The organism is Oceanibaculum indicum P24, from assembly GCF_000299935.1.
Taxonomy (GTDB): Bacteria; Pseudomonadota; Alphaproteobacteria; order Oceanibaculales; family Oceanibaculaceae; genus Oceanibaculum; species Oceanibaculum indicum.
In genome coordinates this window covers 20,486-41,004 of record NZ_AMRL01000026.1, presented here as the reverse complement: position 1 = coordinate 41,004, position 20,519 = coordinate 20,486, and the positions used below count along the sequence as shown (strand labels likewise).

21 protein-coding genes and 1 riboswitch are annotated in these 20,519 nt (G+C 66.3%); of the genes, 14 read left to right on the top strand and 7 right to left on the bottom strand.

The window, feature by feature from the left end; genetic code table 11:
- Positions 1–9: 9 nt before the first annotated feature.
- Positions 10–504, bottom strand: a complete 495-nt coding sequence (locus P24_RS15830; RefSeq protein WP_008945751.1) for an Lrp/AsnC family transcriptional regulator — start codon at positions 502–504, stop codon at positions 10–12.
- A gap of 197 nt (positions 505–701) precedes the next feature.
- On the opposite strand from P24_RS15830, the gene P24_RS15825 reads away from it, so the two are divergent.
- The 4 genes from P24_RS15825 (at position 702) to P24_RS15810 (ending at position 4,825) form a co-directional block, all read left to right on the top strand.
- The gene (locus P24_RS15825) at positions 702–1,676 is read left to right on the top strand and encodes a mitochondrial fission ELM1 family protein (RefSeq protein ID WP_008945750.1); all 975 of its coding nucleotides are present in this window, start codon (positions 702–704) and stop codon (positions 1,674–1,676) included.
- A gap of 63 nt (positions 1,677–1,739) precedes the next feature.
- Positions 1,740–2,366: a 2OG-Fe(II) oxygenase gene (locus tag P24_RS15820; RefSeq protein ID WP_008945749.1), complete on the top strand. Its 627-nt coding sequence runs from the start codon at positions 1,740–1,742 to the stop codon at positions 2,364–2,366.
- Positions 2,367–2,407: 41 nt separating this feature from the next.
- Entirely contained in the window at positions 2,408–4,321 is a 1,914-nt protein-coding gene (locus P24_RS15815; RefSeq protein WP_008945748.1) for a hypothetical protein, read from the top strand.
- A 3-nt stretch (positions 4,322–4,324) separates the two neighbouring features.
- Positions 4,325–4,825 carry a GNAT family N-acetyltransferase gene (locus P24_RS15810; RefSeq protein WP_008945747.1) on the top strand — a complete coding sequence of 167 codons (501 nt, stop codon included), beginning with the start codon at positions 4,325–4,327 and terminating at the stop codon, positions 4,823–4,825.
- A gap of 73 nt (positions 4,826–4,898) precedes the next feature.
- On the opposite strand, the gene rpsU is transcribed toward P24_RS15810, so the two are convergent.
- Positions 4,899–5,102: a 30S ribosomal protein S21 gene (rpsU, locus tag P24_RS15805; RefSeq protein WP_008945746.1), complete on the bottom strand. Its 204-nt coding sequence runs from the start codon at positions 5,100–5,102 to the stop codon at positions 4,899–4,901.
- A 170-nt stretch (positions 5,103–5,272) separates the two neighbouring features.
- Between rpsU and def the strand changes: the two genes are divergently transcribed.
- Together def and P24_RS15795 are read left to right on the top strand one after the other, a co-directional pair.
- On the top strand, positions 5,273–5,833 hold the full coding sequence (gene def, locus P24_RS15800) for a peptide deformylase (RefSeq protein ID WP_040708069.1): 561 nt from the start codon (positions 5,273–5,275) through the stop codon (positions 5,831–5,833).
- A gap of 29 nt (positions 5,834–5,862) precedes the next feature.
- Positions 5,863–6,528: a COQ9 family protein gene (locus tag P24_RS15795; RefSeq protein ID WP_008945744.1), complete on the top strand. Its 666-nt coding sequence runs from the start codon at positions 5,863–5,865 to the stop codon at positions 6,526–6,528.
- Here P24_RS15795 and P24_RS15790 read toward each other — a convergent pair.
- From P24_RS15790 to P24_RS15770, 5 genes are all read right to left on the bottom strand, one after another.
- Positions 6,525–7,928 (bottom strand): CoA transferase, encoded by a 1,404-nt coding sequence (locus P24_RS15790; protein ID WP_008945743.1) that lies wholly within the window; start codon positions 7,926–7,928, stop codon positions 6,525–6,527. The two genes, P24_RS15795 and P24_RS15790, sit on opposite strands and share 4 nt — an antisense overlap.
- Before the next feature lie 158 nt (positions 7,929–8,086).
- Positions 8,087–8,389, bottom strand: a complete 303-nt coding sequence (locus P24_RS15785) for a cupin domain-containing protein (RefSeq protein ID WP_008945742.1) — start codon at positions 8,387–8,389, stop codon at positions 8,087–8,089.
- Positions 8,390–8,437: 48 nt separating this feature from the next.
- Complete coding sequence (locus tag P24_RS15780) at positions 8,438–9,010, bottom strand: TMEM165/GDT1 family protein (RefSeq protein ID WP_008945741.1); 573 nt, start codon at positions 9,008–9,010, stop codon at positions 8,438–8,440.
- Positions 9,011–9,022: 12 nt separating this feature from the next.
- Positions 9,023–9,222: riboswitch (yybP-ykoY riboswitch) on the bottom strand.
- Between the two features lie 191 nt (positions 9,223–9,413).
- Positions 9,414–9,953, bottom strand: a complete 540-nt coding sequence (locus P24_RS15775) for an SRPBCC family protein (RefSeq protein ID WP_008945740.1) — start codon at positions 9,951–9,953, stop codon at positions 9,414–9,416.
- The gene (locus P24_RS15770) at positions 9,950–10,333 is read right to left on the bottom strand and encodes an ArsR/SmtB family transcription factor (protein WP_040708067.1); all 384 of its coding nucleotides are present in this window, start codon (positions 10,331–10,333) and stop codon (positions 9,950–9,952) included. Before P24_RS15770 ends, P24_RS15775 begins: the two co-directional genes overlap by 4 nt.
- A gap of 86 nt (positions 10,334–10,419) precedes the next feature.
- Between P24_RS15770 and P24_RS15765 the strand changes: the two genes are divergently transcribed.
- The 8 genes from P24_RS15765 (at position 10,420) to cysS (ending at position 20,347) form a co-directional block, all read left to right on the top strand.
- Entirely contained in the window at positions 10,420–10,770 is a 351-nt protein-coding gene (locus P24_RS15765; RefSeq protein WP_202802406.1) for a DUF3088 domain-containing protein, read from the top strand.
- A 206-nt stretch (positions 10,771–10,976) separates the two neighbouring features.
- Entirely contained in the window at positions 10,977–12,356 is a 1,380-nt protein-coding gene (locus P24_RS15760) for a class II 3-deoxy-7-phosphoheptulonate synthase (RefSeq protein ID WP_008945737.1), read from the top strand.
- A gap of 102 nt (positions 12,357–12,458) precedes the next feature.
- On the top strand, positions 12,459–13,643 hold the full coding sequence (locus P24_RS15755) for a beta/alpha barrel domain-containing protein (protein WP_008945736.1): 1,185 nt from the start codon (positions 12,459–12,461) through the stop codon (positions 13,641–13,643).
- Positions 13,640–14,338 carry a YkgJ family cysteine cluster protein gene (locus tag P24_RS15750; RefSeq protein ID WP_008945735.1) on the top strand — a complete coding sequence of 233 codons (699 nt, stop codon included), beginning with the start codon at positions 13,640–13,642 and terminating at the stop codon, positions 14,336–14,338. The genes P24_RS15755 and P24_RS15750 overlap by 4 nt, the downstream gene beginning before the upstream one ends.
- Positions 14,339–14,407: 69 nt before the next feature.
- Positions 14,408–15,652, top strand: coding sequence for a CaiB/BaiF CoA transferase family protein (locus tag P24_RS15745; protein ID WP_008945734.1), 1,245 nt, complete (start codon positions 14,408–14,410; stop codon positions 15,650–15,652).
- Between the two features lie 249 nt (positions 15,653–15,901).
- On the top strand, positions 15,902–17,584 hold the full coding sequence (locus P24_RS15740) for an NAD+ synthase (RefSeq protein ID WP_008945733.1): 1,683 nt from the start codon (positions 15,902–15,904) through the stop codon (positions 17,582–17,584).
- A 9-nt stretch (positions 17,585–17,593) separates the two neighbouring features.
- Positions 17,594–18,916 (top strand): glutamate--tRNA ligase, encoded by a 1,323-nt coding sequence (locus tag P24_RS15735; protein WP_008945732.1) that lies wholly within the window; start codon positions 17,594–17,596, stop codon positions 18,914–18,916.
- A gap of 48 nt (positions 18,917–18,964) precedes the next feature.
- Positions 18,965–20,347, top strand: a complete 1,383-nt coding sequence (gene cysS, locus P24_RS15730; RefSeq protein ID WP_008945731.1) for a cysteine--tRNA ligase — start codon at positions 18,965–18,967, stop codon at positions 20,345–20,347.
- Positions 20,348–20,519 lie beyond the last annotated feature (172 nt).

Below are 20,519 nucleotides of genomic sequence, written 5' to 3'. Positions count from 1 at the left end.
CCGTTTCCCCTACTCCTCGACCGCGTCCACGTCAATGGGCACGCCGGGCGCGTATTTCGTGGTCTGCAGCACCTGCATGGTCTTCACATGGTTCACGTTCGGCGCGGCGGTCAGCCGTTCGTCCACGAAGGTCTTGTAGGCATCCCAGTTCTCCGCCACGACCTTCAGCAGGAAATCCGCCTCGCCGGCCAGCATGTGGCACTCGCGCACCTCGGCCCAGCCATTCACCGTGTCCTCGAACATCCGGAGGTCGGCCTTGGCCTGGCTGGACAGGCCGATCAGCGCGAACACCGTCAGCTCATAGCCCAGCAGTTCCGGCGCGATATCGGCGTGGTAGCCGCGGATGAAGCCCGCCTCCTCCAGCGCGCGCACGCGGCGCAGGCAGGGCGGTGCGGAGATGCCGGCGCGGCGCGCCAGATCCACATTGGTCATCCGCCCATTCTGCTGAAGATCGTCGAGGATGCGTCGGTCGATACGGTCGAGTTTCACGCGCCGGGTCGGCATAAGGCTTCCTTGGAGGGTGAGAGGCTTGATACCGGGCCTCCCTGCTGGCCCGATTTTGCGCAACTATATAACAACAAGTCGCAAGTCGTGCAATTATGTTGCGCAATATTTTTACCCGGCGCGCATCCGGCTTGCCCGTCCTTATCGCGCATGTCAGGGTGCCGGCCCTTCACGGCGTTCACGGGAATTATGCGCGCATGGACACAGCGGCACTGACCTGCTGGGTGGTGACCGACGGCAAGGTCGGCATGGAAATTCAGGCCATCGGCCTTGCCGAGGCGCTGGGCATCCAGCCGGTGGTGAAGCGGATTGCCCCCGCCCTGCCCTGGCGCTGGCTGCCACCCTCCCCGCTCTGGGCCTCGCTTGCCGCCGCCGGGCCGGGCGGCGACCGTCTGGACCCGCCCTTCCCCGATATCCTAATCGCCAGCGGCCGGCAGTCGGCCGGCCCCGCCATCGCCATGCGCAAGGCCAGCGGCGGCAGGACCTTTACCGTGCAGATACAGGACCCGAAGGTCGACCCCCGGCATTTCGACCTGATGATCGTGCCGGAACATGACACGGTGCGCGGCGACAATGTGTTCACCACCTTCGGTTCGCTGAACCGCGTCACCCGCGCCCGGCTGGACGATGAGGCCGCGAAGTTCGCGCCGCAACTCGCCCATCTGCCGCGCCCGCTGGTGACCGTCTCGGTCGGCGGCAGCAATGACCGCTACCGGCTGGACGAAGCCGTTATCGATACGCTGTGCGACCGGCTGCTGGCGCTGACGCGGGAACAGGGCGTGGGCCTTGCCGTCACCCCCTCGCGGCGCACCGGTGCGGAGAATGACCGCCGCCTGCGCGAGCGGCTGGCCGGCGCGCCGGCGGTGGTCTGGGACGGCACCGGCGACAACCCCTATTTCGGCTATCTGGGCCTCGCCGACTATCTCGTCGTCACCTGCGATTCGGTGAACATGGTCTCGGAGGCCTGCGCCACGGGCAAGCCGGTTCATGTCATCATGCTGGAAGGTGGCAGCGCCAAGTTCACGCGCTTCCACGATGCGATGCGCAAGGCCGGCTATACGCGGCCCTTCACCGGCGCGCTGGAGGACTGGACCTACACGCCGCTGGACGAGACCGCCCGCGCCGCCGCTGAGGTAACGCGCCGGCTGGCGCTGCGACAGCCTGCGGCATGACGCGGCGTTGTAATTGACGGCGGCGGGCCGTACATATTCGGTCATGCAAATGGGTGGCCCGCGATGAGCATGATCGATCTGGACTCCTTCCGCGCGAAGACGCTGGAAAGTGACCCCTTCCCCTATCTGGTGCTGGAGAATTTCGTGCGGCCCGATGTCGCCGCCGAGATCGAGCGCGATTTCCCGGATATCGGCAAGGGCGGCAGCTACGACCTGTCCACCGTCACCCCCGGCCCCGCCATGCAGGCGCTGATCGGGGAGCTTCAGGGCGATGCCGTGCGCGATGCCTTTGCCGACAAGTTCGGCATCGACCTGACCGGTCGCCCCACCACCTTCACCCTGCGCGGCATGAGCCGGGAGAAGGATGGCCGCATCCACACCGACAGCAAGACCAAGCTGATCACCGTGCTGATCTACCTGAACCGTGACTGGCAGGACGGTGCCGAGGGCGGGCGGCTGCGCATGCTGCGGTCGTCCAGCGACCTGGAGGATTATGTCGCCGAGGTGCCGCCCGGCTTCGGCACCATGGTCGCCTTCAAATGCGTGGATAATGCCTGGCACGGCCACAAGCCCTTCGTCGGCCAGCGCCGCTCCATCCAGCTGAACTGGGTGGTCAGCGAGGAGGCCGTGGCCGCCAGCCGCAGCCGGCACCGCATCTCTGCCTTCTTCAAGAAGCTGCTGCCGGCCTGATCCGGCACTCCCGATAACAAGAAACCGAAAAGCGACGCGACATGGCGCTGAAGATCGAGACCTTCAACAATCTGACCGGCGGCCACGCCTTCTTCAAGGCGATCGGCCATCCGCTGTCGCTGGCGCCGATTACCGCGCTGCTGGAGAAGCTCGGCAAGGCCGGGCCGGTTGCGGTCTATGACCCGCTGGGCTTCCTGCAGCCCTTCGCGGAAATCCATGGCATGGGCGGGCTGACCCTCGCCGGCCTCTATGTCCAGAATATCGACAAGGTGGGCGATACCCTGCTCGGCCAGCCGGCGCAGCCGGTAACGGCGCTGAAGGACAGCGGAGCCAAGGCCGTGTTCGTCGTCGCCTATGACGCCGCCCGGCTGATCGACCATATCCGCCATCTGGTGCCTGCCGGGGCGGCCATCGCCTCGCTGGATGAGGCCCGCCTGCCCGACGCCATGCTGACCAGCCGGCGCACCTATCTCGACCCGCTGAACTTCGCCACCAACATCGCGCTGTTCCGCGACGGGGACGGCCACCATACACGGGTGGTGACGGCGAATTACTGGGCCGGCTACGGCGCCACCGGCGTCTCGCTCTGGTGCTGCCTGTTCGATGCCGATGGCAACCGGCTTGTGGACTGGCGCGAGACACTGCCGGACGCCGCCGCCAGCGTCGTACTGGACAGCAAGGAGGTTCGCGCCCGCCTCGGCCTCGGCGATTTCTGCGGCAGCCTGTTCCTGCACGCCATCGGGGTGCGCGGCCATGACGTCGTGAAATACGCGCTGGATACCTATGGCGACGCGCCGTCGGTGCTGTCCTGCACCCATGACGCCAATGCCTGGCCCGCCGATTTCTATGCCGGACTGCCCGCCCCGGCGGAGGGCGAGCGGGTGCTGCTGTGGCTGCAGAACGCACATCCCGCCCCGATCCCGGCCGGCGGCATCGGCCTCAACCTGATGGGCAGCCCGCAGATCGCCTGGCTCGACCGGGAAATTCCCGGTTTCGGCTGCCATGCGCTGGAGGTGGCCGAACTGCTGCCCGGTGCACGCTGGCCGCAGCAGATCGAGATTCAGGCCGGCAAGTACATCGTCCGCCCACGCTATGAGGTGGTGCAGGAAAATGGCCGCCGCCGCATCGCGCATGCCAATGTGGAGCGCGTCGATCTGAAGCCCGATCCGCGCCTGCCGGAGATTTCCAACCTGATGGGCAAGGGCTTCGTGCTGCCGGCCCCGGTGCTGCCGACCGACCGTTTCGAATCGATCCTGCTGCCGACGCCGATGGCGACGACGCAGGACACCCTCCCGGTCGCGGTCGCGGTCTATGACGAGAAGGGCCACGAGGTGGCACAGCAGCGCCTTGGTACGCTGAAGCGCAGCGACAGTGTCGCGGTCGAGCTGAAGGGGCTGGTGAACGGCCATCTGAAGGGCGGCTACGGCCATGTCGAGCTGATCTATGATTTCGCCGATGGCGGCAGCGGCGATGGCTGGCTGCACGGGCTGTTCCGCTACCGCGACCGGCTGACCGGCCATGCCGCCGATTCCAGCTTCGGCGCGCATATTTTCAACACCGTGCTGACCTACAGGAACGAGCCACAGAGTTATGCCGGCCGCGCGCCCGGTCTCTCGACCCGGCTGTTCCTGCGCCTCGGCTCCGAACCGCTGGACACGATCTGCCACCTGATCTACCCGGCCTCCACCCCCTGGCACGGCACCTCGCAGACCGATCTGGTGCTGACCTCGGCAAAAGGTGAGGAGATCGCCACGAAGCGGGTGGAAATCGCCTGCTCCGGCAGCTTCTTCTTCCGCTATTCGGCGGTGTTCGACGCGGCCACGCGGGCGAAGGCCGGCGATGGTGCCTATATCCTGATCCGCGACGTGACCTGCCGGCTGTTCGGCTTCCACGGGCTGATCCGCGAGGCGGGGCCGGACGGCGCCTTCAGCCTGGACCATATGTTCGGCTTCTGAGCGATGACGGACATCCGCCTGCGGCTGGCCGGTGCTGAGGACATTCCGGCCATCGCCGGGCTGATCCGCGACATCGACCTGTATTACCGCTCGCCGGATGTCCAGACGGTCGAGGCGACCGAGGCTAAGCTGCGCCAGCATGATTTCGGCGGCACCGCCAAGTTCGAGATATTGCTGGCCGAGGCCGATGACGGCGAGGGCTGGCAGGCCGCCGGCATCGCCACGCTGGCGACGCTCTATTCCACCAACGCCTCGCGGCCGGCCTTCTTCATCAAGGATCTGTTCGTGCGGGAGGCCTGGCGCGGCCATGGGCTGGGCCGGCAGCTGATGCGCCGGATCGCGGCGCTGGCGCTGGAGCGCGGCTACGCCCGCATCGACTGGACGGCCGAATCCGGCAGCCCGGACACGCTGCGCTTCTACGATGCCATCGGCGCGCAGCGGCGGGAGGAGAAAATCTTCTTCCGCCTGAATGGTGAAAACCTGCGCAGGCTGGCGGAGGAATAAGTCCTTCTGGCAACACAAAAAGCCGCCTCACCGAGGCGGCTTAAAATGTCCCGTGCAAGGGAAGAAGGGCTGTTTAGAAGCCCTCGCGCTCCAGGCGCTTGCGCAGCAGCTTACGATGCCGGCGCACGGCTTCCGCCTTTTCGCGGGCGCGCTTCTCGGACGGCTTTTCGTAGTTACGGCGCAGCTTCATCTCCCGGAAGACACCTTCGCGCTGCATCTTCTTCTTGAGGGCGCGGAGGGCCTGATCGACGTTATTGTCACGGACGACTACTTGCACGGCAGATACTGCTCCTAAGGTCTAATTCGTTCGGGACGGATCAGGGCGCGCCATAGGGCCCGACCGACTTCCATCCATCGAGAGGCGCGCTTGATAGCATAAGCCTTCCCGCTTGTGAAGGGGGTCGAGTCGGCTTTACCGACACCGCACCGCGCCCCATATTGCTGATTATGAGCATAAAACCGATCCTGCGCATGGGCCACCCCGTGCTGGCCCGCATTGCCGACCCGGTCCAGAACCCGGCCAGCCCCGCCATCGCCGCGCTGGTGGAGGATCTGAAGGACAGCCTGGCCGCCGTCGGCGGCACCGGCCTTGCTGCACCGCAGATCGGCGTGCCGCTGCGCGTCGTCATCTTCGCCGTGCCGCCGCACCGCACGACGGGGGCACCGGACGACCAGCCACAAGAGCTGATCGAGCTGATCAACCCGGAGATCGCGCCGCTGGGCGATGAGATCGCGCTAGGCTGGGAAGGCTGCCTGTCGATCCCCGGCATGCGCGGCGAGGTGCCGCGCCCCGCGCGTATCCGCTATCGCGGGCTGCGCCTCGATGGCACGATGGTGGAGCGTGAGGTTGGCGGCTTTCATGCCCGTGTCGTGCAGCATGAGTGCGACCATCTGGACGGGATGCTCTACCCCATGCGCATGACCGATATGCGAAGCTTCGGCTTCACCGACGAACTGATCGCCGCCGGTACGGCGGCCCCGTTTCCGCAACCGGCAAAGGTGTCCTGATGGCCCGAACCGCTAGCAAGAAGATGGATATGGACGATCTTCCCACCCTGCGCGACGCGCTGATCGAGGCGACGCTGCCGCACATCGCCTTCGATGGATGGGCCGCGCAGGCGCTGCGCCATGGTGCTGCCGACCTGGAACTGCCGCCTGAAGCGGTCGAGCGCGCCTTCCCAGGCGGGGCGGCGGATGCGGTTGCGCATTTCATCGCCAAGGCTGACCGCGAGATGCTGGACGCGCTGGACAAGATGGACCTGCCGTCGATGAAGGTGCGCGAGCGTATCGCCACTGCGATCCGCGTGCGGCTGGAACAGGCCGCCGACCACAAGGAAGCGGTGCGCAAGGCGCTCGCCTTCACCGCCCTGCCGCAGCATGCCGGCCTGGCGCTGAAATCGCTCTACCGCACGGTGGATGCCATCTGGTACGCGGCGGGCGACACCGCCACGGACTATAATTTCTATACCAAGCGCGCCCTGCTGGCCGGCGTCTATTCCACGACGCTGCTGTACTGGCTGGAGGACAAGTCGGAAGGGCACGAGGCGACATGGGCCTTCCTCGACCGGCGTATCGCCAATGTGATGAGCATTCCGAAGCTGACCGGCAAGCTGCGCGGCGTGGCGGGCAAGCTGCCCAACCCGTTCCTGCTGTTCCGGGGACCGAAGGGCGGGCGGCGCGGCCCGTTCCGGCCAGCTGCCTAAAGCCAGACAGGCTCCTGGCTGCCGAGCGGCATGGAAGGCCGCTCCCAGACTGGCGGCGTTTCCGACAGCAGCCCGGCATGGCGCACGGCACTCAGCCGCCCGAAGCCCGATTGGCTCTCTTCCAGCAAATCGGCGACATCCTCCTGTGACGGATCGGGGGCCGAGAACCCGCCCTCGATACGGCCCAGCCCGCGCAGCCAGTGCCCGGTCTGCGCCAGCGACACGCGCACATGCCAGCTGCCGCCCTCCTGCATCTGCCGGGCGAGCGCGGCCATCGCGCCATAGGCCATCAGATAGCCCGACGCATGGTCGAGCGCCTGTGCGGGCAACGGCTTCGGCCCGTCGATGCCGGCAGCCTCGGCCTCCGCCACATTCAGGCCGGATGCGGTCTGCACCAGCGAATCGAAGCCGCGCCGCCCGGCCCACGGCCCGTCAGGACCATAGGCCGATAGCGTCACATAGATGATGCCGGGACGGATCGCCGCCGCCTGTTCCGGCCCGAAACCGAGCGCCTCGATGCCGCCCGGCCGGTAGCCTTGCACCAGAACATGCGCATCACGCAGCAGCGCCGTGAACCGTTCCTTGTCCGCCGCCGCACGCAGGTCGAGCTGCGTTGTCCGCTTGCCGCGCCCGGTATCGATCACCAGCGGCGCGACCGAGGGCAGATGCGGCGCGGTCACCAGCAGCACGTCGGCGCCATGGGCGGCCAGCGTGCGCCCGGCGACCGGGCCGGCAATGATGCGCGTCAGGTCGAGAACCCGCACACCGGAAAGTGGCCGTTCATCGGGCGGAAGCGTCAGGGGCGGGGCGTCGCCGATCTTCTCCAGGCTCATGACCGGCAATGCAGCGACCGCCTGCCCCTGCGGGTGCGCGTCCCATTCGGCAAAGCTGCGCATGGCGGTGACGACCAGCCTGGCATCGGCGGCCCGCTGCTCGAAATCCTCCGCCTTCCAGCCCTTCAGCGCCTCGGCAACCGCCGCGCGCTCGCCGGCGCAGCCCAGGATCGCCAGTACGCCCTCGCGGTGATGCGGGAAATTGGTGTGCAGCCGCACCCAGCGCCCGTCGCCACAGCGATAGGTGCCGGCGATGCTGTCCCACAGCTCCGGTGCGGGGCCGCCATCGACGCGCAGATAGCGCTCGCTGCGGAACTCCACGGCAGCATGGCGCATATCGACGCTGACGGATTGTTCGCGCCCTTTGCGCAGCCGGTCCAGCTCCGCCGCCGCCAGCGCGGAAGCGGCGATGCTGGCCTGTGCCGCCGTCCCGACCGCGAAGGAGGATGGCAGTGCCGGCTCCGCCCCAGTCAGGGTGACGCGCGACAGCGCCGACTCCGGCTGCCCCAGCAGCCGCCACAGCCCGGCGAGTGCTTCGGACGGTGATGTCGGTGCATGCGTTGGCATGGGCGGTTCCTCCCGATCTCCCCTCACCCGCCATCCACTCCAACCGTCACCCCCGGTCTTGTACCGGGGGCCCAGGTCTCCGCTAGCTGGATGCCTGTCGAGTAAGCCGAAGCCTGGATTCCCGGCACCCCATGGGGCTTGGGGCCGGGAATGACTAATCAGGGGCGCGGCGTCTTGAACTCGATCTCGACGAAGACGATCTCGCGGGCGGTCAGGTTGATGACGTCATGCTCGACGCCGGAATCGCGGTAATAGGACTGGCCCATCTTGATCGGACCTTCGGTGCGGCTGCCATCGGGATGCTGCAACGTCAGCACGCCGTCCGTCATCGGCACCACGACATAATCGTAACCGTGCTTGTGCCAGCCGGTCGCATGGCCCGGAGGGAAGCGCCACTCGGTCACGCAGACGCGCTCATTATCCACCTGCTGGGTCGCGATGGCGGCGGGATACTCGGCCATGAGGAAAGCTCCAAAGCTGTAAGGAACACTGATTGCTTTCAGAGCCTGTCACGTCAGCCCGTCGAAGCCAAGCAGCACGGTGATGCCGATCACCGCGAAAATCGCCGCCGCCGCTCCATGCACCAGTTTCAGCGGCACATGGCGGGCCGCCGCCTCGCCCAGCAGCACGGCGGGGGTATTGGCGATCATCATGCCTGCCGTGGTACCGGCAATGACGGCGATCAGCGACTCGAAGCGCGCCGCCAGCACCACGGTGGCGATCTGCGTCTTGTCGCCCATCTCGACCAGGAACATGGAGATCAGCGCCGCCAGGAAGGCACCGCGTCCGCGGAAGCGCGGGGTTTCCTCATCATCCAGCTTGTCGGGCACCAGCATCCAGGCCGCGACGGCCAGGAAGGACAGCCCCACCGCCCAGCGCAGCCAGTCACCGCCGATCAGATCGGCCGCCAGCGCGCCGACAATCCCGGCCAGCGCGTGATTGGCGATGGTCGCCACCAGAATGCCGAGCAGCACCGGCACCGGCTGGCGATAGCGGGCAGCCAGCAGCAGCGCCAGCAGCTGCGTCTTGTCGCCGATTTCGGCAAGCGCCACCACACCGGTCGAAACGAGGAAAGCTTCCATGGAACTCATCGGGGCCGGACGGCGGACATACCTGTGACATCGACAGCCCGCCGTCTGACCCGAATGACGGCCGTCGATGCCAAAGGTCTCGCCAAACCGGAAACTGGCTTCCCGCACCATGGAACCAGCGACGGCTCCAAGTCTGTTGATGCGGTCTCCCCTCAATCGCAACTGGTGCGAAGGGGGACGGCTACTCCCCAATGACGGAGCGGACGGTAAAGAGGGGCGCGGAGCCTGTCAAGACGGAGCGCTCTGTTGGAATGCCCACCCTCCTTCCGTCACCCCCGCACTTTTTGCGGGGGTCCATGGTCCAGCCCGCATAGGCGATGCCGAAGCGAACCGAGGCCTGGATTCCCGCAACAAGTGCGGGAATGACGGCCAGAGATAACCGCGTATAACCGCCTCACGCCGGCAGGCGCTGCTCATATTCCTTCCGCAGGCTGACCCAGTGGTCCCAGTGCGGGGCCGGTGTCGTGCCGGCCAGACGCGCGGCCAGGATGTCCAGATGCGCATGCCAGCCCGAGGACACGTTCAGCAGGACGTTCCGGTCGGGCACGCGGCGGTGGATGATGGTCAGCATCACCTTGTCGCCCTGCTCCTCCAGCGAGAAATCGACCTGGCCGGTCTGCTTCTCGCCCCAGCTGATGACCAGCCGGTGCGGCGCCTCGAACTCCAGGATGGTGCAGGTCATGCGGTGCTCTTCGGGCATATGCGCCGGGCGCTGGCCGGGGGGATCGGTCAGCTCGTCATTGCGCCAGACGAACTCGAAGCTGGTACCGGGCTTGCTGCCCATCACGCCGGACGCCAGCCACTGGCGGCGCAGCTCGCCATCCGTCAGATAGGCCCAGACGCGGTCAATGGGACCGGGCAGCAGGCGCTGGATCTTCAGCGTGGCGGGCTCGATCAGCCGGCCATAGGCATCGAGGGTCATGGTGTCGGTCATGTCTTGTCTCCTTCAGGGGGCTTGGGTGGTGAGGGTTGACGTTGATTGCCGGCATCCTGCTCGCGCAGCAGGCGCTCAAGGATGTCCAGACGCTCGGTCCAGAAGCGCTGGTAGAAGCCCAGCCATTCATGCGCGCTGGCCAGCGGTCCCGGTTCGAGCCGGCAGAGATGGGTTCGGCCGCGTACCTCGCGGCGGATCAGCCCGGCCTTTTCGAGCGTCTTGATGTGCTTGGAGGCCGCCGCCAGCGAAATCGCGAAGGGGTCGGCCAGCTGGCTTACTGTCTTCTCGCCACCGGCCAGCGCGTGCAGCATCTGCCGCCGCGTTGGGTCGCCGAGGGCGTGGAACACCGTATCCAGTCGTGTGATTTCATGTTCAACCATGCGGTTGAATATAAGCGGCCAATTTCGATAGTCAACCACTTTGTTGAATGTTAAAAGATGACCCCACCCCTGAGCCATCGAGGACGATGATGAACCGCGACACGCTGTTCCTGCTGCGCCCGGACTTCACGGACCCCGCCTACCCCGGCCAGCACTTCTATTGCTGGCACTGCGCGCTGATGGAGGGGGTGCTGGCGTCCTTTCCTGAGCTTGCCAAACGCCTGGATGTCGTGCGGATCGCCTGGCCCCGCCCAAGGCAGCCGGTCATCGCCCTGGCCGGCGAGGCAAACCAGTCCGTGCCCCTGCTCGTGCTGGCGGAAGGCGCGTCGTCGGCGCACCAGACCGGCACGCATGAAGGAAGGGCGCTGGTCGCCGGCAAGGACGCCATCCTCGCCGCCTTGTCGGAACGGCACGGTTTCCCCGATCCGCATCCCTAGAACCGCAGACGACGGAACAAGCCATCCCACGGCATGCCTCCCCTGCGCATACCTGCCGGCAGATACGCCGTTTTTCTGGCATGCCCCGCTTGACGCTGCTAAACAGGACAACCCACTTGTGGATAAATGCCGGTTGGCGGCACAGTAATACGGAATTGGGATACGAAATAGGAACCGGGACAGGTTCCGCTGCGGGAGTGAAGATGATGGCCGAGAAATGGTCGCCTGAGAATTGGCGCACGAAGCCGGTAAAGCACATGCCGTCCTATCCGGACGCAGAGGCGCTGACCGCTGCCGAAGAACAGCTCTCGGTCTATCCGCCGCTGGTTTTTGCCGGCGAGGCCCGCAAGCTGAAGAAGGCGCTGGCCAAGGTGTCGGAAGGCAAGGCTTTCCTGCTGCAGGGCGGTGATTGCGCCGAAAGCTTCAAGGAATTCCATCCGAACAACATCCGCGACACCTTCAAGGTACTGCTGCAGATGGCGGTTGTGCTGACCTTCGGCGGTGCTGTGCCGGTGGTGAAGGTCGGCCGTCTGGCCGGCCAGTTCGCCAAGCCGCGTTCCTCCCCCACGGAGGAGATCGGCGGCGTGTCGCTGCCGAGCTATCTCGGCGACATCATCAACGGCATGGAGTTCGAGGCCGAGGCCCGTCAGCCCGACCCGCAGCGCATGCTGCGCGCCTATAACCAATCGGCATCGACGCTGAACCTGCTGCGCGCCTTCAGCCAGGGCGGCTTCGCCGACCTGCATTCGGTGCATCGCTGGAATCTGGGCTTCGTGGAGCGTAGCCCGCAGGGCGAACGCTATGCCGAGATCGCCGACCGTATCGACGAATGCCTGGCCTTCATGAATGCCTGCGGCATCACCGGCGACAGCGTTCCGCAGATGCGCGAGACCGAGTTCTATACCTCGCACGAGGCGCTGCTGCTGCCCTACGAGCAGGCGATGACCCGCGTCGATTCGACCACGGGCGACTGGTACGACACCTCCGCCCATATGGTGTGGATTGGCGACCGGACACGCCAGCCGGATGGTGGACATGTCGAATTCTGCCGCGGCATCAAGAACCCGATCGGCCTGAAGTGCGGGCCCAGCCTGCCGACCGACGATCTGCTGCGTCTGATCGACATCCTGAACCCGACGAACGAGCCGGGCCGCCTGACGCTGATTGCCCGCATGGGCCACGACAAGGTGGAAAAGCACCTGCCGCCGCTGATCCGCGCGGTCGAGCGGGAGGGCCGCAAGGTGGTCTGGTCGTCCGACCCGATGCATGGCAACACGATCAAATCCTCGACCGGCTACAAGACCCGGCCGGTGGACCAGATCCTCACCGAGGTGCGGCGCTTCTTCGACGTGCACCAGGCCGAGGGCACCCATGCCGGCGGCGTGCATTTCGAGATGACCGGCCAGGACGTCACCGAATGTATCGGCGGCGCTCAGGCGATCACCGAGGAAGCCCTGCAGGACCGCTACCACACGCATTGCGATCCGCGCCTGAACGCCTCGCAGGCGCTGGAGCTGGCCTTCCTGCTGGCAGCCGAGCTCAAGGAATCCCGCACCGTCGACCGGCGGGTCCAGGCGGCACAGTAACCTTCCACGCCCCCTTCCCGGTCGGTTAAGTACCGCGCCGGGAAGGGAGCCGCGGACCAACGGAAGGGCCGGCCCGCCGCAAGGCGGGCGGCTGCAAGGGCGATGACTCCCGACATCAACGATATTCCGAAGCTGACGGACAAATACTTCCTGAAGAGCAAGGAGGTCGTCCGCCACTTCGGCGATGCCCGCGTCACCTATGGCGTGTTCATGCGGCGGCCCGTCACCTTTGCGCCGCGCCTGGCCATCGACTGGCTGCAGGGCGTGGCGAAGGCACGCGGCACCAGCTTCGATATCGCGCCGAATTTCAAGGAAGGGGCCTGGGTCGGCGCCGGCGATCCGATGATGTACATCACCGGGCCGTTCCTGCATCTGGTCGATCTGGAGACCATCTTCCTGCAGAAGATCGGCGCGGCCTGCGTCGCCGCCTACAACGCCTATACCATCTGTTCCGATCTGCCGAAGGTCGCGTTCCTGGCGATGGACGCCCGCCACTGCGCCGGGCAGGAGATGATGGAGCTGATGGCCTATGGTGCCTCGGTCGGCTCCGAAAAGGCGAAGAAGAAGGTCGGCGCCGTCGGCTTCATCGGCTGCGCCACCGACGCGACCGCGCATTTCTTCGGCCAGAACCAGGGGCTGGGCACCATGCCGCATGCGCTGATCGGCTATGCCGGCTCCACCCTGCGCGCAGCGGAAATGCTGCATGAGGCCTATCCCGACGAGCCGATGACCGTGCTGGTCGATTATTTCGGGCAGGAGATCACCGACGCGCTGGACGTCTGCCGCCGATTCCCTGAGCTTGCAGCGGCCGGCCGCCCGTCAGTCCGCATGGACACCCATGGCGGCCGCCATGTCGAGGGGCTGGATATGGCGCAGAGCTACGCCGTGCTGGACCGCAACTGCCCGGAGGCGATCCGCGGCTACCGCAGCGAGAAGGAGCTGCGCTACCTGATCGGCACCGGCGTCTCCTCCGCCGCCATCTGGCACATGCGCGAACAGCTGGACCAGGCCGGTTTCCCGAAGGTCAGGATCGTTGCCTCCAGCGGATTCTCGCCGGAAAAATGCCGGATGATGGCGGTCTCCCAGGCGCCGGTCGATGTGATCGGCACCGGCTCCTACCTGCCGGAGAAGTGGAGCGAGACCTACGCCACCGCCGACATCATCGCCTATGACGGCAAGCCGATGGTGAAGCTGGGCCGCGAATTCCTGATGCAGCGCTGGGAAGAGATGCAGAAGGCCGGATCGCCCCCCGGATCGCCTATCGGGCTGGCATCGGGGGATAGATGAGCCTCGTTGCGCTGAAGGATATTCTGGGAGAACTGTCGGAGGCGATGCAGGAGAATTGCAGCCATTTGCCCCAGAATCGGACCCCCACCATGGTCTATGCGCTGGCCAAGGGGGCTGCCGATATCCATGACGGGGCAGTGAACAGCCTGCAGCCCTCCTTGCCGCCCACGAAGGAGATTGCTTGCGCCGCTGGCTGCAGCCATTGCTGTCACTTGCCGGTGGTGACGGAGGCGATCACCGTATTGCGTCTGGCGCACTACATCCGCACGACTTTCTCGCCGGAAGCGATCGAGGCGCTGCGCACCCGGATTGCTGCCCGGCAGGCGCTGCTGCTGCCGCTGGAAAGCGCGGCGCGGCGGCATTTCCGGCAGGCCTGCCCGCTGCTGGAAAACGGCCGCTGCACCGCGTATGAGGCCCGGCCGCTGATCTGCCGCAGCTTCAATTCCTTCGATGAGGCGGCGTGCCGCACGGAGATTCTCGAAAAGGCCAATGATTTCTATATGGAAGGCTATCCGCTTCCGTTCGAGATCGGCAGCGCGCTGACAAGGGGAATGGTGGACGGCCTGTCGAGCGCCGGCTACCGCGACGCCCAGCTCGATCTGGCGGCCGCCCTTGGCGTGGCGCTGGACCGTGCCGACGCGGCCGAGGTCTGGCTGGCCGGCGAGGATATCTTCGCCGATTCACTGGTCGCTTGATCGGTTTCCGGCTGCCCGATAGGGTTCGTCCAACGATAATCACAAAACGCCCGAAACTGCGGAATTCCCATGTCTGAGACGACCCGTCACGCTGCCGGTCTGGCCCCCAATCCGGCCCCCGCCGATCTGCCGATGTCCGGCATCCGCGTGCTGGATTGCGCGACCTTCATCGCCGCCCCCTTCGCCGCCTCTATCCTGGGCGAATTCGGCGCCGAGGTGATCAAGGTCGAGCAGCCCGGTGAGGGTGACCCCTTCCGCAAGTTCGGCACGCCGGCCGCGCGCGATACGCTGGCCTGGCTGTCCGAGGGGCGGAACAAGAAGAGCGTTACCCTGAACCTGCGCGACCCGAAGGGTGCCGAGATCTTCCGCCAGCTGATCGCGAAAGCCGATGTGCTGTGCGAGAATTTCCGCCCTGGCACGCTGGAGAAATGGGGGTTGGGCTGGGAGGAGCTGAAGAAGATCAACCCGCGCCTGGTCATGCTGCGGGTCTCGGGCTACGGGCAGGATGGCCCCTACCGCGACCGCCCGGGCTTCGCCCGTATCGCGCATGCCTTCGGCGGGCTGACCTATCTGGCAGGATTGCCGGGCGAGCTGCCGGTGACGCCGGGCTCCACCTCGCTCGCCGACTATATGAGCGGCCTCTATGGCGCCATCGGCGTGCTGCTGGCGCTGCGCCAGCGCGACAAGACGGGTGCCGGCCAGTATATCGACATGGCGCTGTACGAATCGGTGTTCCGCGCGCTGGACGAGCTGGCCCCGGCCTTCTTCAAGATCGGCAAGCTGCGCGAGCCGGAGGGCACCGGCACCACCAATGCCTGCCCACATGGCCATTTCCGCTGCGGCGACGGCAGGTTCGTCGCCATCGCCTGCACCTCCGACAAGATGTTCGAGCGGCTGGCGCAGGTCATGGGCCGGCCCGAGCTGGCGGCCGAGGACATGTTCCGGACCACCCGCCAGCGCCTCGCGCGCCACAAGGAGGTGGACGGGCTGGTGGCAGCCTGGATGCATTCCATGAGCCGCGACGAGGTGATGGCGGCCTGCGTCAAGGGCGAGGTGCCGTGCGGTCCGATCAACTCCATCGCCGACATCGCCGAGGACCCGCACTTCGCCGCGCGCGGCAACCTGCTGCGCCTGGTGGACGAACTGGCTGGCGAGGTGGTGATTCCCAACGTGCTGCCGCGCCTGTCCGACACGCCGGGCCGTGTCGCCAGCCTGGGGCCGGCGCTGGGCGCGGACAATGACGCGATCTATGGCGATCTGCTGGGGCTGAGCGCGGAAGAACGCGCCACTTTGAAGGGTGCGAAGGTGATTTGATGGGGAGTCACCCCCTCACCCAGCTCCGCCTAGTTCGCTTCGCTCACAAGGCTGCGCAACCCCCTCCCCCAAGGGGGCGAGGGACTATATAAAGGGTATCATAATCATTTCCCTCGCCCCGGAAGGGGAGAGGGTTGCGAAAGCTTGGCGAAGGAACTGAGCCTAGCTGTAGCTGGGTGAGGGGAGGCCCACCATCATGACGCAGCATTACTATCCCGACATGAAGCTTCCGGGGCCATTCTACCGCACATGACAGACACGCTCGCCCTTGCGCTCGCGCAACTGAACCCGACCGTCGGCGATATCGACGGCAATCTCGCCAGGCTGCGCAAGGCGCGGGCGGAGGCCGCCTCCAAGGGCGCCGACCTGCTGCTGACCAGCGAACTGTTCCTATCGGGATATCCGCCGGACGATCTGGTGCTGAAGCGCATGTTTGTCGCCGCCTGCATGGAGGCGGTGGAGCATTTCGCGAAGGAGACCGCCGATGGCGGCCCGGCGGTGCTGCTGGGCACGCCCTGGCGCGTGACCGGACCGGAAGGCGAGAAGCTGCACAATGCCATCGCCCTGCTGGATGGCGGCAAGGTTCAGACGCTGCGCTTCAAATACGACCTGCCGAACTATGGCGTGTTCGACGAGAAGCGCGTGTTCCAGGCAGGGCCGCTGCCGGGACCGGTGAATTTCCGCAGCATCCGGCTGGGCGTGCCGATCTGCGAGGATATCTGGACGCCGGAAGTCGTCGAGTGCCTTGAGGAATCCGGCGCCGAGATGCTGCTGGTGCCCAACGGCTCCCCCTTCGAGGGCGCCAAGCTGGATACCCGCCTGAATATCGCCACCGCGCGGGTTGTCGAATCCGGCCTGCCGCTGGCCTATCTGAACCAGCTGGGCGGCCAGGACGAGTTGGTGTTCGATGGTGGTTCCTTCGTGCTGAACGCTGACCGGTCGCTGGCGGTGCAGATGCCGGCCTGGAAGGAAGGTGTCACCGTCACCCGCTGGACCCGCGAGGGCGATGGCTGGGTCTGCGCGCCAGGCGAGATGACGCCCCCCTCCGCCGACCATGAGACAATCTATCAGGCCCTGGTGCTGGGTGTGCGCGACTATGTGCTGAAGAACCGGTTTCCCGGCGTCGTCATCGGCATGTCGGGCGGCGTCGATTCGGCGCTGACGGCGGCGATTGCCGTCGATGCGCTGGGTGCCGACAAGGTGTGGACGGTGATGATGCCCTCCCCCTACACCAGCGACGAAAGCCTGGAGGATGCTGCGGAGGCCTCGCGCCTGCTGGGCGCCCGGCTGGACAGCATCAATATCGGCCCGGCCATGCAGGCCTTCGATCTGATGCTGCAGCCAGTGTTCGACGGCCTGCCCACCGACACGACCGAGGAAAACCTGCAATCCCGCGCGCGCGGCATCACGCTGATGGCGATCTCCAACAAGTTCGGCCATATGGTGCTGACCACCGGCAACAAGTCGGAAATGTCGGTCGGCTATGCCACGCTCTATGGCGATATGTGCGGCGGCTACAACGCGCTGAAGGATGTCTACAAGACAACCGTGTTCGAACTGTGCCGATGGCGCAACCAGGCGGATATAACCGGCCTGCCGCTGGGGCTGCTGGGCCCGTCCGGCACGGTGGTGCCGGAGCGCATCATCACCAAGCCGCCCTCTGCCGAGCTGAAGCCCGACCAGAAGGACGAGGACAGCCTGCCGCCCTACCCGGTGCTGGACGAAATCCTGGGCCATCTGATCGAGGATGAGATGCCGGTGTCGGAGATCGTGGCGGGCGGCAAGGACCGCGACCTTGTCATGCGCATCTGGCGGATGCTGGACCGCGCCGAATACAAGCGCCGCCAGGCCCCGCCGGGCGTGAAGATCACCCGCCGCTCCTTCGGGCGGGAACGCCGCTACCCGATCACCAACGCCTTCCAGGGCACGTAAGGCGCTGGCATGACCCTGGTCCGCTTCGCGCCCAGCCCGACCGGCCGGCTGCATCTGGGCAATGCCTTCATCGCGCTGGTGAATTCCCTGTTCGCGCGGAAGAGCGGCGGGCGCTTCCTGCTGCGCCTCGACGATACCGACCGGGAACGCTCGACGGCGGCATTCGCCGCTGCCATCGAATCCGACCTCGCCTGGCTTGGCATTGAATGGGACGAGTTCGCCCGCCAGTCCGACCGGCTGGACCGCTATGACGCCGCCATCGACAGGCTGAAGGCGTCCGGCCGGCTCTATGCCTGTTACGAGACGCCGGAGGAGCTGGCGCTGAAGCGCAAGGCGCAGCTGAACGCCGGACGCCCGCCAGTGTATGACCGCGCCGCACTGGCCCTCGGCGATGCCGACAAGGCGGCGCTGGAAGCAAAGGGTATCCGCCCGCACTGGCGATTCCTGCTGCAGGGCGACGATCCACGATGGGCGGACCTTGTGCAGGGCGACAGCCACATCCAGATCGCCAGCATGAGCGACCCCGTGCTGGTCCGCGCCGATGGCGTGCCGCTCTACACGCTGGCCTCGGTGATGGACGATGGCGAGATGGCTGTCACTCACATCATCCGCGGTGCCGATCACCTGTCCAACACCGGCGTGCAGTTGCAGTTGTTCGAGGCGCTGGGCTTCGCCGCCCCGGCCTTCGCGCATCTGCCGTTGATCAGCGATGCCGAGGGCCAGGGCCTGTCCAAGCGCATCGGCAGCCTGTCGCTGGAGAGCCTGCGCGACAGCGGGCTGGAGCCGCTTTCCATCGCCTCCCTGCTGCTGCGGCTGGGTCAGGGCGAACCACCAGAACCCTGCCCGGACTGGCCGTCTTTGATCGAGGCCTTCGACATCGCGAAATTCGGCCATGCCACGCCGCGCCTGTCGGAGGACGATCTTACGGCGATGAACGCGAAGCTGCTGCACGCCCTGCCCTATGCGGCAGTGGCGGACCGGCTGCCGGAAGGTGCCGATGCCGCGCTGTGGGAGGCGGTGAAGGGCAATATCCAGCGCCTGTCGGATATCGCGGACTGGCAGCGCATCGTCGCTGGACCGGTCGAGACACCCCCGCCGGCGGACTCGGAACTTCTGGACAAGGCAGCCGGCCTGCTACCGCCCGACCCCTGGGACGCCAGCACCTGGAAGGCATGGACGAAAGCCGTGCAGGAGGCCACCGGCCGCAAGGGCAAGGCGCTGTTCCTGCCGCTGCGCCTCGCGCTGACCGGCCGCGAGCATGGACCGGAGCTTGCCAATCTGCTACCGCTGATCGGCCGCGCGCGCGTGCTGGACCGGCTCTGTCGACGCTGATCCGCGCCGCCTCGCCATCCTATCGTCCGATCACCGAAGAGACTTGCCGTGCCGCTCTACCTGCACAATACGCTGACCCGCCAGAAGGAGGAATTCCAGCCGCTCGATCCGGGCAATGTGCGGATGTATGTCTGCGGCCCCACGGTCTATGACTATGCCCATATCGGGAATGCGCGGCCGGCGGTCGTGTTCGACGTTCTGTACCGGGTGCTGAAGGCGCTCTATCCGACCGTCACCTACGCCCGCAACTTCACCGACGTGGACGACAAGATCAACGCCAAAGCCAAGGCGACGGGCGAGGAGATCGGCACGATCACCGCGCGCACCACGCAGGCCTATCTGGAGGATATGGGCGCGCTCGGCGTGCTGGAACCGGATGTGCAGCCGCGCGCCACCCAGCATATCGCGGAGATGATCGCGATGATCGAGACACTGATCGACAAGGGCCATGCCTATGCGGCGGACGGGCATGTGCTGTTCAGCGTGCCCTCAATGCCGGATTACGGCCAGCTGTCGCGGCGTAACCGTGACGAGCTGATCGCCGGTGCCCGCGTCGAGGTCGCGCCCTACAAGAAGGACGCAGCGGACTTCGTGCTGTGGAAACCGTCGGAACCAGACATTCCCGGCTGGGACAGCCCCTGGGGCCGCGGCCGGCCCGGCTGGCACATCGAATGCTCCGCGATGAGCGCCAAATATCTGGGCGACAGCTTCGACATCCATGGCGGCGGGCTGGACCTGATCTTCCCGCACCATGAAAACGAGATCGCGCAGTCGCGCTGCGCCAGTGGCGCCAGCTTCTTCGCCCGCTACTGGGTGCATAATGGCTACCTCACCGTCGAGGACGAGAAGATGTCGAAGTCCATCGGCAACATCGTCACGGTGCGGGAGCTGCGCGGCGACGCGCCGGGCGAGGCCATCCGCTATGCCCTGCTGGCCGGCCATTACCGCCAGCCACTGAACTGGAGCCGCGCGCATCTGAAGGAATGCAAGACCGCGCTCGACCGGCTCTATACGGCGCTGCGGCGCGGACCTGCCCTGCCATCGGCGCCGGGCGAGGTACCGTTCGAGGTGCTGGCGGCACTGGAGGACGACCTGAACACGCCACTCGCCTTCGCGCATCTGCATGAGCTGGCGACCCGGCTGAACAAGGCCGAGAGCGATGCGGAGATCGCCGAGGCAAAGGCCCGGCTGCTGGCCGCCGGCCGGCTGCTCGGCCTGCTGGTCGAAGATCCGGAGGCTTGGTTCCGCTGGCAGCCGGAAGGGGCCTCCGCAGGGCTGTCCGACGCCGAGATCGAGGCGATGATCCAGGCCCGGCAGGATGCCCGCAAGGCCCGGAACTTCGCCGAGGCCGACCGTATCCGCGACGCGCTGACCGATGCCGGCATCGTGCTGGAGGATGGCCCGCAGGGCACCAGCTGGAAGCGGGGTTAGACTGGAAAATTACGTTCCCTCTCCCCTTGCGGGAGAGGGCGTTCATACTGCCCCCAATGCCCTTCGAGACGCCCGCTCATGCGGGCTCCTCAGGGCGAGGTCATGGTTGGATTTCCGGCGGTGCCTCTAGGTGACCTCATGCTGAGGAGGCGCGTAGCGCCGTCTCGAAGCA